We start from the raw sequence: 13,125 nt of genomic DNA, 5'->3' as shown, positions 1-13,125 counted from the left end.
ACTATGAAAATTATAACTACATTTTTATTTTTAATATGCTCTTCACTTACCTTTTCTCAAATTACAGGAAAGGTTACCAATACTAAAAACCAACCTATTTCTTTTGTAAGTGTATATTTAGAAAACACTATTACAGGTACCACAACCAATACAAATGGCGACTATGAGTTAGCCTTTAACTCAATAGGACAGCACACTGTAATATTTCAAATGTTAGGTTATAAAACCATTAAAAAAACGGTTGAAATCAACTCTTTTCCTTTTATACTAAATGTTGTTTTGGCTGAAGAAGAGGTCACCTTAGATGAAGTGGTTGTTTCTTCTGAAGAAAACCCTGCTAACAAAATTATTAGAAACGCTATTGCTAATAAAGCTAAAAACACAGATAAGTTTGCTGAGTATACTGCCGATTTTTACTCTCGTGGTTTGTTTAAGGTAAAAGATTTACCGAAGAAGTTTTTAGGACAGGACATTGGTGATATGGGCGGTGGATTGGATTCTACCCGAAGTGGTGTGGTATACCTTTCTGAAACGGTTTCAAAAATCGCTTTCCAAAAAAGACCTAAAAACTTTAAAGAACATATTATAGCTTCAAAAGTTAGCGGACAAGACAACGGTATTAGTTTTAATCAAGCAGAAGAAGTAAATTTTAACTTTTATGAAAACTCTTTTGATTTGGCTGATGTTAAAGTTATTTCTCCTATTGCAAATGGTGCTTTTGGTTATTACAACTATAAACTAACGGGTGTTTTTTATGATAAAAACGGAACACTAATTAACAAAATTCAACTTTTACCAAAACGTAAAAACGATCGGGTTTTTAGTGGATTCATCTATATAGTTGAAGATGATTGGGCTATTTATGGTGCGGATGTTATTGTTACTGGCGCACAAATAAGCTTGCCTATTGTAGATTCTCTGCATATTAAACAAAACTATAATTTCTCTGCTAAAAACAAAGCTTGGGTGCCCGTTACACAAACCATAGATTTTAAAGCTGGGCTTTTTGGGTTTCATTTTAACGGACGTTTTTCTGCTGCTTATTCTAACTATAATTTTAATCCTAATTTTACTGAAGATACTTTTGGCAACGAAGTACTTTCGTTTGCTGAAAATGCTACAGAAAAGGATTCGCTATACTGGAATAAAATTCGTCCCGTGACTTTAACTTCTGAAGAAATATCGGATTACAAATTAAAAGACAGCATAAAAACCATTCGAAAATCGAAGAAATATTTAGATTCGATTGATACAAAAAACAATAAGTTTAAACCCTTAGATATTCTTTCTGGTTACACTTATCAAGACTCTTATAACAAGTGGTCGATAAGCACTTCTTCTCCTATTGAAAATCTTAACTTTAATACGGTGCAAGGATGGAATTCTTCTTTAGGTATTAACTACCGAAAATCACTTAACAAAAAAGGAAAACGTTTTAGTATTGGGGCTGATATTAATTATGGTTTTTCAGAGAAAAAAGTGCGTCCTACAGCCAACTTTAACTATCGTTGGAACAATACTACACGACCTGTTTTAACAATTTCTGGAGGAATTGCCACACCACAATTTAACCCAAAACAGCCTATTTCTAAGTTTTGGAACACAATAAGTTCTATTGGTTTTGAAAGAAACTATTTAAAAATTTATGAAAAGGCATTTGCCAAAGCATCCTTTTCTAAAGAAGTAACTAATGGAATACGTATGTTTTCTTCTTTAGAGTTTGCAGATAGAAAACCTTTATTTAATACAACTGATTATGTAATGTTTCCTCAAGATGATATAGATTATACTTCTAACAATCCGCAAAATCCTACCGATTTTTCAACAGGTTTTATACCTCATCAAATGTGGACTTTTTCTTTAGGAGCGAACATTAATTTTGGACAAAAATATTTATCATATCCTGATGGAAAATACAACATCCCTAGTCGTAAGTACCCATCACTATATATTGGCTATCAAAAAAACTTCGGATCAGAAAATTCTGAGTGGAATTCTGATGTGGTTTTTTCTCAATTGTATCAACAAATAAATTTAGGCAACTGGGGTGAATTTGCATACAAAGCGAAAGGAGGTATGTTTTTAGAGAAAAAAGACATTCCTTTTATAGATTATGCTCATTTTAACGGAAATCGCTTGTTAATAGCTCCAAAAGACAACTATTTGGACAACTTTTACATGCTACCGTATTATAAGTTAAGTTCTAATGATAAATACGCTGAGCTCCATGGAGAATATAACTTTAAAGGAGCATTATTAAGCAAGGTTCCTTTGTTAAACAAACTCAACTTTCATCTAGTTACTGGAGCAAAAGGATTATTTACTGCGGGTAATAAACCTTATTCTGAATTTGCTATTGGTTTAGATAATGTTGGTATTGGAAAATGGCGTTTTTTACGTGTAGATTTTGCTCGCTCTTACTTTAACGGAAAACATGAAAACAGAGTTGTTTTCGGTATAAAATTGTAGATTTGTTATATGAAAATAAGCATTCTATTTTTCGGTATGGCAACAGATTTAGTTGATAGTTCTTCATTAGAAATTGAACTTCCTAACAAAATCACTGTTGCTAACTTTAAAGAATTTCTTTTAGCAGAATTCCCTGAGCTACAAAAAATGAGTTCGTATGCTGTAGCTATTAACGAAAGTTACGCTACAGACGATATACTCATAAAAGAAAATGATGTAATCGCAATTATTCCTCCAGTTAGCGGAGGATAATTTATTGCCTTTTGAAAAAACTAAGCTTCAGCCTTTTTTAAGTATTTTCCAACGAAAAATGTTCCGAAAGGTAAGATAGAAAGTAAACAAACAATTCCGAAAGCTTTACCGTTCCAGTTTAGCTCATACTTTAACATGATTGCTAACACTATGTATCCTACAAATAACAATCCGTGAGGCATACCCAACATTTTTACATACTCTGGATTTCCTTGTAAATATTTAATTGGAACCGCTATAAAAAGTAATAAAATATAGGATATTCCTTCTAATAAACTTACTAACTTAAAAAAATTAATCATTGAATTTTTACTTAAAAATTGGTTAGCAAAGATACTGAAATATTACGTCCTGCAGCTGAAACTCCAGAAGCAAATTCCTTATAATGTTCATCAAATAAGTTAGACAATTGCGCTTGTAAAGCTATGCTTTTTGTGAACTGGAATTTACCATATAATCCAACAGTCATCCAACTAGGACTTCCATAGTATTTATCAATATCTTCGGTAGCATTCGCGTTAACAATTGGTGTTTGTTCATGATTATCAATACCTTCAGTTATATTATAATCTGAAATATCTTTTTTCGAATTAAAAACTAAATTAGCACCTCCTTCAAACTTGTTGTTTACATAACTTAAATCAAAACGACCAAATAACGGTGGAATAGACGACATTGGTTCGTTGGTATCATAAGTTTTACCATAAGTATAAGTTACAAACCCAGAAGTATTCCAGTTTCTATGTAGTTTACCTTGATAACTTACTGTAGCACCAGTAACATAGGCTGTTCCTTTATTTACATTAGCAACAATGGCTCCGTCTTCTCCATCATATTCGATAGTTGAGCTTCCATTCAGCTCAAAACTCTCTCTGTAAATGTAGTTATTCAATAAAGTATAATACACATTTGCCCCAACTCTAAATTTTCTATTATTAAAATATTTTTGAACACCTATTTCAGCATTATATGCATGTTCTGGTTTTAAACTAGTATTTGGTATAGTTACTTTTCCGTTCTTCTCTCTTATCTTTCCCACATCATCAATATTTGGTGATCTAAAGCCAGAAGATAATACTGTATTTAACTGCCATGTTTTATTAGGCTTGTATACATACCCTATAGTTGCTGTTAACGATTGATTATCTAACTGAATATCATTTTGAGGAATATCAATAAAAGTTTCGTCCAACCACTTTGCTTTCAATACTGTATTTGTTCCTCTAATTCCTGTGTTTAATGTTGATTTACTATTGATATCTTGACGGTAATCTACATAAAAAGCAGAGCTCAAATAACTACTTCCTCCATCAGGATAACGCGACTGTACTGTAAAATCTCCATCAAAACCAATTATGTTATTATCATTAACTCGTAACGTTTTTCCGTAAGAATTAGATCCCACATCATTGTAAGTAACTTCAATTCCATATCCTAAATTTCTATTTTCTGCTAATGGTATTGTAAAATCTCCATTCAAACTAAAAGCATCCACACTTTCTTTTCTGTAAGACCTATCTAGACTTCCAAACTTTCGTTGAATACGACTTTCTTTTATATTTTGATAAGCTAAAGTAATGGTTCCATTATCCATCCACTTTTTCTTTGGATTGATAATTAACTGCGGAGAAATCAACAAACGTTCTTGAGGTCCGTAATACCATTCAGCAAATTTTAAACTCCCATTTTTCAATTCATTTAACTTATCAAAACGAGGTATATCGGATGATGTTGAATATTGAATATTGAATTTAAAATCTGTATTTTTTGAAAAAGGCACATAAAATTTTTGCAATACATCTGTTTGACTGTAACCTGTGTTTCTTTGTAAGTTTTGGTCAGAGTTAGCAACTGGTCTATCACTATAAAAAGTATTCGTATTATTAGAATAAAAAAGAACTTTTCCCCAATCATCAAATCCATGAGAACGCTTTTCTCCCATCTTTAAGTCTCCAAAATTACTATGAGCTATACTTGTAAAAGATGCCCATTTTTTAAATCTTAATTCAGCAGAAACCACATTGGTTACTTCATTATTTGCTGAACTATATCGTAAAAATGTATTTCCTTTAATTTCACTTCCTTTTTCTGATAACTTAGGGGTTTTGGTATAATAGTGAATAACCCCACCTAATGCATCAGAACCATAAATTACTGACGACGGACCAAAAACAACTTCTGTTCTGTCTAATAAATTTGGAGCTACTGTTATTGAGTTTTGTAGGTGTCCTTTTCGATAAATTGCATTGTTCATACGAACACCGTCAACTACCAAAAGAACTCGGTTACTTTCCATTCCGCGTAAAACAGGACTTCCTCCTCCAAACTGTGATTTCTGAACTTTTATTCCTGGAACACTCGCTAATAAATCTGCTGATGTTTGTGGTGATAACTTCTCTATTTCCTTTGAAGATACCACAGCTATTTGTTCTGCTATACGGTTAGTTTTTTCTCTGTTTTTAAAAACCGAAACAACTACTTCATCTAACTGCTCTGAATTTTTAGATAAATAAACATGATAGTTATTTCTTTTTATTACTGATTTTTTTTCTTGATACTGTGCATATGACACATGTGTAAACGTAAGCAACTCATTTTTCTTAAAATCAGAAATATCAATTTTTCCTAATTCATCACTTACCGCCGACGTTGATTTACTTTTATTAAAAACAGCAACAGCCTCTACAGGTTTACCTGTTTCAGCATCAATAACAGTAATGGTTTGAGAAAAAATTGTGGTAACAAATAGTAAAAAAAATACAGTAATTCTGTGTTTCATATTAATTAAATACGGTTTCTAAAACATCTAATGATTTAGGCTTTCTAAATCCCTCCAAATGTAATTCATAATACTGAACTATAATTCGGAGAATAATTTGTCTTTCTTTTTTTGAATAAGAAATTGAATTAATCGCATCAAAATTTATGCCTAACAAGCTTTTAAATAGTATTATTTCTTTTCCTGAAATCGTTAATTTTTCATATTCGGTATCAGTAAAACTTCCTTCTAATAAATTAAATGCTGTTTTATCAATATTAGTATTATCTGGATAGAAGCCTAGGTACCTAGATAAATTTAATAAAAACAGTAAGTGAAAGTTTGCAACCTCATCGTGTGTATCTAACCAAATTAAAGATGTTTCAATATAACTGTATAAAGAACTATTTTCTTCCTCTTCTTGTAAAATGTATGATAACACTTCTGATAAAAACAGTACAATTGATTGTTTTACTATAGAAGTATAAATGGTTTCATACGGATGAATCACTTGCACTTCTTTAATAGAATGCAATGAGCTTTTATTGCTGTGATTTGCAGTAAGATTTAATTGTGTTAATGGTTGAAAGTGCGCAGGCTTTAACTTTCCTTTTTTTGATTTTAGCACTCCTTTTATCATGTACGATTTTACTCCTTCCTGTAAAGTAAAACATTTTACAACCAAACTAGTATCTCCATATTTAAGAGAGCTTAAAACAATGGCTTTTGTAGTAATTACCGCCATTTAATTAAGTTTAACTATTAAAATCATTAATCAAAGATATACCAATAATATCAACAAAAATAGTACATTCGTGTAAAATTGATTCCTTTAGCATGGCAACAGAGATAGAACGAAAATTCTTGGTGAAATCTACTGAATTTAAACAAGAAGCTTTTCAAAAAAACCATATAAGACAAGGTTTTTTAAATTCAGATAAAGAAAGAGTTGTACGAGTTCGTTTAAAAGATGATACTGGTTTTTTAACTATCAAAGGACCATCAAACGCTAATGGAACTACTCGATTTGAATGGGAAAAAGAAATTGATAAAAAAGAAGCTGAAAGTCTTTTTGATTTATGTGAAAAAGGTAGTATTGAAAAATATAGATATTTAGTAAAAATTGACAATCATACTTTTGAAATAGATGAGTTCTTAGGAGACAATAGTGGATTGCTTATTGCTGAAGTTGAATTAGAGAACGAAAATGAAAGTTTTACAAAACCTGAATGGTTAGGTAAAGAGGTTACTGGAATTACCAAATACTACAACTCCAACTTAAGTAAGTTACCCTATAATAAATGGTAAAAAGCTGTTTGAAAAATTTTCCAAACAGCTTTTACTTTCTTAATAAAACTCTTTTCTTATTTTTTTATAACACTAAGAGTTTTTACTTGTTTTCCTGATTGCACCTTTAATAAATACATTCCTTGATTCTTTAGTATACTATCATCAATTAGTATAAATGTGGAAGGGGATTGAATTTCTTTACTATGTATAAGTCTTCCCTGTAAATCATACACTTTTAATCGTATGGCTCCATCTTTTGAAACACTAGAAATATCAATTTTTGTTTGTGTCACAAAAGGATTAGGTATTGCAGAGATGACTCCACTATTATTTGACTTTTCATCATTAGGTCCTACAACTCCACTTCTTGTCACTGTTGTAATTGATGAATTCGCCGTTTTATTATAAGCATAATCTGTCAGTGTATAAGATTGTCCATCGTTTGCTACTGAAACATGGAACCATCCATAATGTGTATTTCCATCTATATTAAAAGTAAACCCTATAAAACCTGTTTTTCCATTCCAAGATGTATAATCGGATGAACTAACTGTATAAGGATAAGAATTTGCTACGAAATTACTTGGCGCTCCAACAGAAACACCTTCCACTAAATAAGACACATTACTAGTTGTTCCTTCACAAACAATATTTTTATTGTAGGTTTCTAATCGTACAGAATTATTAGTATACCAAGCTCCATAATCTGCATCGTCTCCTACTTCAATTCTAAAAAACTTCCAAGGGTCACTTGAGGCTACAGTTAGGTCATCTATATCAACATATACAATATCATCATTTGTACTACACGGCTCACAAGAACCTCCACAGTCAACCCCTGTTTCATCTCCATTCTGAATTCCATCATTACAGTTTCCATCACCAATAACAACCTTATAATCCTCTACTTCTCCATAACTAAACGATTCACAAGGCGTAGGTATACCGTTATATTTCATAGACACTCTCATTCTAGTATCTCCTGAAATTGCTGAACTAGGCACAGTAAATTGCCCTGTAACCGAAGTATCTTTTGACGCTGCTTTACTCCAAACTTGCTCACCTGCATCTATAAAATCTCCGTCTTGATTATAATCAATCCAAACACTATATCCTTCAGAATAAACAGTACTACTCCAGCTTGGTGTTATGGTTATTGTATAATCTCCTTCTTTTGACAAGTTAGTTGACACTGTAGGTGTATAATTTTCATATCCGCCACTTGATCCTGACGAACTATTACTAATGCTATTTAATTCAACTTTACTAATGAATTCATCGTTTACATTCTTTCCGTTAGAATCACAATATATTACTGCACAAGGCTCACAAGAACCACCACAATCTACACCAGTTTCATCTCCATTTTGAATTCCATCACTACAAGTAGCTCCTGTATTTCCATCCCACACTTTACTTCCAGCTTTGATTGCTCCAAAAGGTTCTGTACTATATGCATAATCTAGTAACGTGTATGATGTTCCATCATTGTTAACACTAACTCTGAACCAACCGTAATTAGTTTTTCCTGGGTATAATTCTAATTGAAAACCTATATATGCAGTTTTTCCATCCCAAGACGTGTAACTACCATTCCTAATTACATGTAAATTAGGATATTCACCTCCGTCAACCCATGAACTTTGCTCATCAATTACTGTATTTAACTCAACAGCTTTTACATTTCTAGTTCCTGATTGACATACCAGTGCTTTTTTATACGTTTCTAACATCAATGAATTATTCTCATAAAAAGTTCCAAACCAACTACTACTAGCGCCATCTATTGTAAAAAACGTCCATGTGTTTCCTGAATTAGCTATGTAATCTTGGTTATCAAAATATACCACTTTATAAGGATCATAAAAAGAAAAATCAAACGTTACTTTACTAGAGTTCAAAGAGGATGTTCCTCCAGAAATTGCAGCATCTTTAAACGTAATAGAACCAGTCGTATTATTTGATTTAGAATGATTTGTTACTTGTCCTATAAATTTTACACTTAATGTTTTATTATTAAGTACGGTTACTTGAGCTGACAACCCTTGAGGAAGATTAGCATCAAAATGAGTTCCAGAAGTTAAACTTCCTGAAGAAACTGAGAAAGTAGCTCCTTCAATAGATATGTTTTTGGTCTCATCAACTATTGAACCATCATTTGATAATGCTTCTTCTACCGTAGTAGAGTCTACTATTAGAGATGCTCCATTTAAATTTACTCCTGTAGCCGTTAGGTTTGCAGGTTGCCACAAAGGTTTACGGGCTGGATGCTGTAATGCTATAAGCATTCTATCAATTTGTCCTTGTGTAAACATTTTTCCACAACCAGCGGCAGCATCGTACCCCATGTAGTTTTCATAGTTAATTAAATTTCCACAATCACTTGCTCCAACCGTACACCCATCATCTCCTGAATTAGAATCTTCTTTTGGAGTATCATCCACATAATCTCCATTTGGGTCATTACACCCACCTTCAAACGTATGAATCAAGTTTAACCAATGACCAAACTCATGCGTTAATACCGAAGCAAATTCTTTATCTGTATTACCATGAATATATCGTCCGTTATAAACTACTCTTGCTGTGTTATTATCAGACATCGCTGTATTAGGGTACCAAGCAACACCAGAATTTGTTCCACTTCCATCTGCATATAAATCTCCCATAATGTATACATTCATATACTTATAGTTATCCCAAGCGTCTGCAGCTATTTGATCGTCATAACCACCTCCATTTCCATATCCTGATTTTTCTGGGTGAAATACCACACCGTTAGTACTCCCCCCGTTAGGATTTATTTTTGCCAAAGCAAATCTAATACTAAGAGTACCTCTTCTTCCTGAAAAAACAGGATCTACTGTATTAAAGTCATCGTTAAGTCCGTTAAAATCTTCATTTAATTTGTCTAACGCAACTTTTATTTTATCATACGTTACAGTTTTCCCATGTTGAACATCTCCATAAACATGTACAACTACAGGAATGGTATAAGTTTCTCCAACTTTATTAAAAAGTGAAGTTTGTTTTTTTCTAACTACATTTTTTGTGTAGCTGTTGAATTTGTCAAACTCTTTTTTTGATTCGGGGTATTTTAAAAATACCTTTTGATTTTCACTTGTAACCTTACAGTCTTGAGCTAACGCAGTCTCAACACAGAAAAACAACAAAAAGAAGAAGGGTAACAAAATGTTCTTTTGTTTCATAATTGATTGATTTTTTAAATTACTAAAAACAAACCTACAGTTATAAATCAAATCAATTTGATACAATACTAACCAATGCCAGTAAAAAATTATCTATTGGCTTTTTTTTAACTTTAATTTTATGGCTATTTTATTTTTTTACCATAATAAGAAGTGTTAGCTAATTGAGAAAATAGCTAAAAAATGGCTTAAACTACCCAACAATACAAAAACATGGAAGGTTGCATGACTATATTTTAATTTTTTAAGGGAATAGAAAATAGCTCCAACTGTATAAAAAACTCCTCCAAGAAAAAGATACAACAGTCCTTTGTCTGATAAATTTTCCATTAAAGGTTTTATTACAAAAACAACTTGCCATCCCATTAATAAATACAACACAGTTGATAGTTTATCAAATCGTCCTGTAAAAAATAACTTTAATACAACTCCGGTAATGGCAAATAACCAAACAAAAATAAACATATACCAACCTAATTTTGGTGGTAATACAACTAAACAAAATGGAGTATATGTTCCAGCAATTAATACATAAATAGCTGCGTGATCAAAAATATTAAGTCTTCTCCTAAGCTTAGGTCTTTTTGCAGCATGATAAAAAGTAGATGCTGCATATAAAATTACTAAACTCAGTCCGTAAATACAGAAACTAGCAGCTTTCCAAAAGTTATGATAACTTAGTGATTTATGTACAAGAAAGGGAAGAGCCACTATACTAAGTAGCAAACCAAACCCGTGAGTAAGGATGTTTAATCTTTCTTCTTTTTCGCTATAAAAGTGATTTAAATTCTCGCTCATTGTTAGGTCGATTGGTATCTTTCATATACAACTCATCATTTATCAATTCATTGTATATCACATTGTATGTTTTTTCTTTAAGTTTTTTCTTATCCTTAGCTTCTAAGTTATCTGTTTCAATAAATGCACACTGTTTTACTCTAAGTGTTCCTGGAGAGCCTTTTAAAAAATCCCAAGAAAACAGACGTTTTCCATCATAATACACTTGAGGAACAATCGGTATTTGGTGCTCGATAGCTAAGCTAAATGCTCCGTTTTTAAACGGTGCTAAAACAATGTTTTCAGCAGGTACTAATCCTTCAGGAAAAATAGCAACACTTGTTCCATTCTTTAACCTACTATGAGCTTCTTCATATACTCTTTTTCGGCTTTCTAAATCACTTCTATCAACTACAATAACTACTTTTTTGTAAAAGAAACCAAAAATTGGAAATTTTGCTAACTCTTTCTTCCCAACGAAAACTATTGGGTTTTTACTCATAGCTATTAGAATCCATGGATCTATAAATGACGCATGGTTTGCACAAAACATATAACTTTTATTTCGATCAATTTCTTGCTCTTTTTCAACTTTTAATCGGAATCCCATTCCATAGATTAAAAAATAAGCCCATGCTCTTACCACCTTCCAAAAAACTGGGTAATATTTTTCATCTGAAGTTAAAACCAGCATAAAAGGTGCCATTATTAGTATTGAAACTACAATTAGTGTGTAAAACCAAACACGCCAAATAAAACGAATAGGAAAAAATATATACTTCAATTCTTTTAAATTATAATCAACTAACTAACCTTATACTTCTTTTATCAAAAAAGTTTAGTATTAAGGTTCCCCTAATATGCGAATGTAGTAATTTCTTTTGTTTGATAAATTTTAAGCTTATTTTTGCTCACTTAAGCAAGCACTTATTTAAAAACATTTCAAAACAGACTTATGTCAAGAATTTTAACAGGAGTACAAAGTACAGGAACCCCACATTTAGGGAATTTATTAGGAGCAATTTTACCTGCAATTGAAATGGCAAATGATTCTAAAAACGAATCGTTTATTTTTATTGCCGACATGCATTCTTTAACACAGATTAAAGACGGAAACGAATTGCGAGAAAACACCTATAGTGTTGCGGCTACTTGGCTTGCCTGTGGTATTGACATTAACAAAACAGTATTTTACCGCCAAAGTGATATTCCTGAAGTTACTGAATTAACTTGGTATTTAAGCTGTTTCTTTCCATACCAACGTTTAACATTAGCACATGGTTTTAAGGACAAAGCTGATCGTTTAGCTGATGTAAATGCTGGATTATTTACCTATCCTATGTTAATGGCAGCTGACATTTTATTGTACGATGCTGAAGTTGTTCCCGTAGGAAAAGATCAGTTACAGCATTTAGAAATGACACGCGACGTTGCTAACAGGTTTAACAATATTGTTGGTGAAACCTTGGTTCCACCTCAAGCAAAGATAAATGAAGACACGAAATTAGTTCCTGGAACTGATGGTGAAAAAATGAGTAAATCACGAAATAATTTCATCAATATTTTCCTACCAGACAAGAAGTTACGTAAGCAAGTTATGGGAATTCAAACAGACAGTAAAGCTCTAGAAGATCCAAAAGATCCAGATACTGATAATGTTTTCGCTTTGTATAAATTATTAGCTTCTGAAGAGCAAATAGCTGAAATGCGTACTAATTATGAAAATGGAGGTTATGGCTACGGACATGCAAAACAAGCTTTATATGAATTGATTATTGATAAATTTTCTGATGTACGCGCTAAGTATAATCACTATATGGAAAACCGCCATGAAATTGATGAAGCTTTAGCTGTAGGTGCAGAAAAAGCTCGTTCAATTGCCAAAGATGTGCTACAAAGAGTTAGAGAAAAAATAGGATACTAATAATTTATACCACCTAATAAATAAGTCATTTTATCCTTAAAAAATCAGGAGTATATCCCTATGAAAAACAGGGAATAGGTAACCTTTGTTAGTTGTGTTTTTTGATAGTTTTACACTACTATTAACATCAAACTAACATATTATGCCACATTATGCACAAGGAACGACAGGATGGACAAAATTGAAAGGCTATCAAGCTTTATGGGATCCTAAAATTGATTTGGGTAAGTTTTACTTTACAACATTTCAGGGGAAAAGACAAGAAACTCCATATATGACAGCAGATAATTTTGCTAGAGTAATTGATATTCTAAGAAATGAAACTCCAGTATATGGAAACGCAACTACTGGCTCTGTAACCACGCAAGGAGAACTTGTTGGTGAGGAGGAGAGCTAGGAGGTTCAAATATCATAATTAACTAAACCCAGAATAAATATATTCTGGG

The 13,125-nt window shown here is 32.0% G+C and carries 11 protein-coding genes; 5 read left to right on the top strand and 6 right to left on the bottom strand.

Features of this window, described 5'->3' with window-relative positions; genetic code table 11:
• Window positions 1-3: 3 nt before the first annotated feature.
• The gene (locus tag VBY68_RS14405; RefSeq protein WP_415270117.1) at window positions 4-2,469 is read left to right on the top strand and encodes a DUF5686 family protein; all 2,466 of its coding nucleotides are present in this window, start codon (window positions 4-6) and stop codon (window positions 2,467-2,469) included.
• 9 nt (window positions 2,470-2,478) lie between these two features.
• The gene (moaD, locus tag VBY68_RS14400; RefSeq protein ID WP_415270116.1) at window positions 2,479-2,721 is read left to right on the top strand and encodes a molybdopterin converting factor subunit 1; all 243 of its coding nucleotides are present in this window, start codon (window positions 2,479-2,481) and stop codon (window positions 2,719-2,721) included.
• A gap of 20 nt (window positions 2,722-2,741) precedes the next feature.
• Here the strand turns inward: moaD and VBY68_RS14395 are convergent, their stop codons facing one another.
• From VBY68_RS14395 to recO, 3 genes are read right to left on the bottom strand one after another with little or no spacing between them, the layout of a single operon-like run.
• Window positions 2,742-3,023, bottom strand: coding sequence for a DUF3817 domain-containing protein (locus VBY68_RS14395; protein ID WP_121146352.1), 282 nt, complete (start codon window positions 3,021-3,023; stop codon window positions 2,742-2,744).
• A gap of 11 nt (window positions 3,024-3,034) precedes the next feature.
• Window positions 3,035-5,500, bottom strand: coding sequence for a TonB-dependent receptor (locus VBY68_RS14390; protein WP_415270115.1), 2,466 nt, complete (start codon window positions 5,498-5,500; stop codon window positions 3,035-3,037).
• Window position 5,501: 1 nt separating this feature from the next.
• Complete coding sequence (recO, locus tag VBY68_RS14385; RefSeq protein WP_415270114.1) at window positions 5,502-6,224, bottom strand: DNA repair protein RecO; 723 nt, start codon at window positions 6,222-6,224, stop codon at window positions 5,502-5,504.
• A gap of 92 nt (window positions 6,225-6,316) precedes the next feature.
• On the opposite strand from recO, the gene VBY68_RS14380 reads away from it, so the two are divergent.
• Window positions 6,317-6,787: a CYTH domain-containing protein gene (locus VBY68_RS14380; RefSeq protein WP_415270113.1), complete on the top strand. Its 471-nt coding sequence runs from the start codon at window positions 6,317-6,319 to the stop codon at window positions 6,785-6,787.
• Between the two features lie 56 nt (window positions 6,788-6,843).
• Here the strand turns inward: VBY68_RS14380 and VBY68_RS14375 are convergent, their stop codons facing one another.
• From VBY68_RS14375 to VBY68_RS14365, 3 genes are all read right to left on the bottom strand, one after another.
• Window positions 6,844-9,978, bottom strand: a complete 3,135-nt coding sequence (locus tag VBY68_RS14375) for a M43 family zinc metalloprotease (protein ID WP_415270112.1) — start codon at window positions 9,976-9,978, stop codon at window positions 6,844-6,846.
• Window positions 9,979-10,134: 156 nt separating this feature from the next.
• The gene (trhA, locus tag VBY68_RS14370) at window positions 10,135-10,776 is read right to left on the bottom strand and encodes a PAQR family membrane homeostasis protein TrhA (RefSeq protein ID WP_415270111.1); all 642 of its coding nucleotides are present in this window, start codon (window positions 10,774-10,776) and stop codon (window positions 10,135-10,137) included.
• Window positions 10,748-11,461: a lysophospholipid acyltransferase family protein gene (locus VBY68_RS14365; RefSeq protein ID WP_415270156.1), complete on the bottom strand. Its 714-nt coding sequence runs from the start codon at window positions 11,459-11,461 to the stop codon at window positions 10,748-10,750. Before VBY68_RS14365 ends, trhA begins: the two co-directional genes overlap by 29 nt.
• Before the next feature lie 249 nt (window positions 11,462-11,710).
• On the opposite strand from VBY68_RS14365, the gene trpS reads away from it, so the two are divergent.
• Together trpS and VBY68_RS14355 are read left to right on the top strand one after the other, a co-directional pair.
• A complete protein-coding gene (gene trpS / locus VBY68_RS14360) occupies window positions 11,711-12,679 on the top strand; it encodes a tryptophan--tRNA ligase (protein ID WP_099214792.1) in 969 nt (322 codons plus the stop codon).
• Window positions 12,680-12,821: 142 nt separating this feature from the next.
• A complete protein-coding gene (locus tag VBY68_RS14355) occupies window positions 12,822-13,076 on the top strand; it encodes a hypothetical protein (RefSeq protein WP_115899774.1) in 255 nt (84 codons plus the stop codon).
• Window positions 13,077-13,125 lie beyond the last annotated feature (49 nt).

The organism is Tenacibaculum ascidiaceicola, assembly GCF_047470925.1.
Classification (GTDB): Bacteria; Bacteroidota; Bacteroidia; order Flavobacteriales; family Flavobacteriaceae; genus Polaribacter; species Polaribacter discolor.
The sequence above is the reverse complement of the archived record's forward strand: the minus strand, read 5'-3'. Positions and strand labels throughout refer to the sequence as shown.

What these genes read in the sequence shown, in the direction of transcription:
- VBY68_RS14365 (WP_415270156.1), bottom strand. Translation starts at nt 11,461, where the DNA reads ATGGCACCTTTTATGCTGGTTTTAACTTCAGATGAAAAATATTACCCA.
- VBY68_RS14380 (WP_415270113.1), top strand. Translation starts at nt 6,317, where the DNA reads ATGGCAACAGAGATAGAACGAAAATTCTTGGTGAAATCTACTGAATTT.
- VBY68_RS14375 (WP_415270112.1), bottom strand. Translation starts at nt 9,978, where the DNA reads ATGAAACAAAAGAACATTTTGTTACCCTTCTTCTTTTTGTTGTTTTTC.
- recO (WP_415270114.1), bottom strand. Translation starts at nt 6,224, where the DNA reads ATGGCGGTAATTACTACAAAAGCCATTGTTTTAAGCTCTCTTAAATAT.
- VBY68_RS14395 (WP_121146352.1), bottom strand. Translation starts at nt 3,023, where the DNA reads ATGATTAATTTTTTTAAGTTAGTAAGTTTATTAGAAGGAATATCCTAT.
- VBY68_RS14405 (WP_415270117.1), top strand. Translation starts at nt 4, where the DNA reads ATGAAAATTATAACTACATTTTTATTTTTAATATGCTCTTCACTTACC.
- trpS (WP_099214792.1), top strand. Translation starts at nt 11,711, where the DNA reads ATGTCAAGAATTTTAACAGGAGTACAAAGTACAGGAACCCCACATTTA.
- VBY68_RS14390 (WP_415270115.1), bottom strand. Translation starts at nt 5,500, where the DNA reads ATGAAACACAGAATTACTGTATTTTTTTTACTATTTGTTACCACAATT.
- VBY68_RS14355 (WP_115899774.1), top strand. Translation starts at nt 12,822, where the DNA reads ATGCCACATTATGCACAAGGAACGACAGGATGGACAAAATTGAAAGGC.
- trhA (WP_415270111.1), bottom strand. Translation starts at nt 10,776, where the DNA reads ATGAGCGAGAATTTAAATCACTTTTATAGCGAAAAAGAAGAAAGATTA.
- moaD (WP_415270116.1), top strand. Translation starts at nt 2,479, where the DNA reads ATGAAAATAAGCATTCTATTTTTCGGTATGGCAACAGATTTAGTTGAT.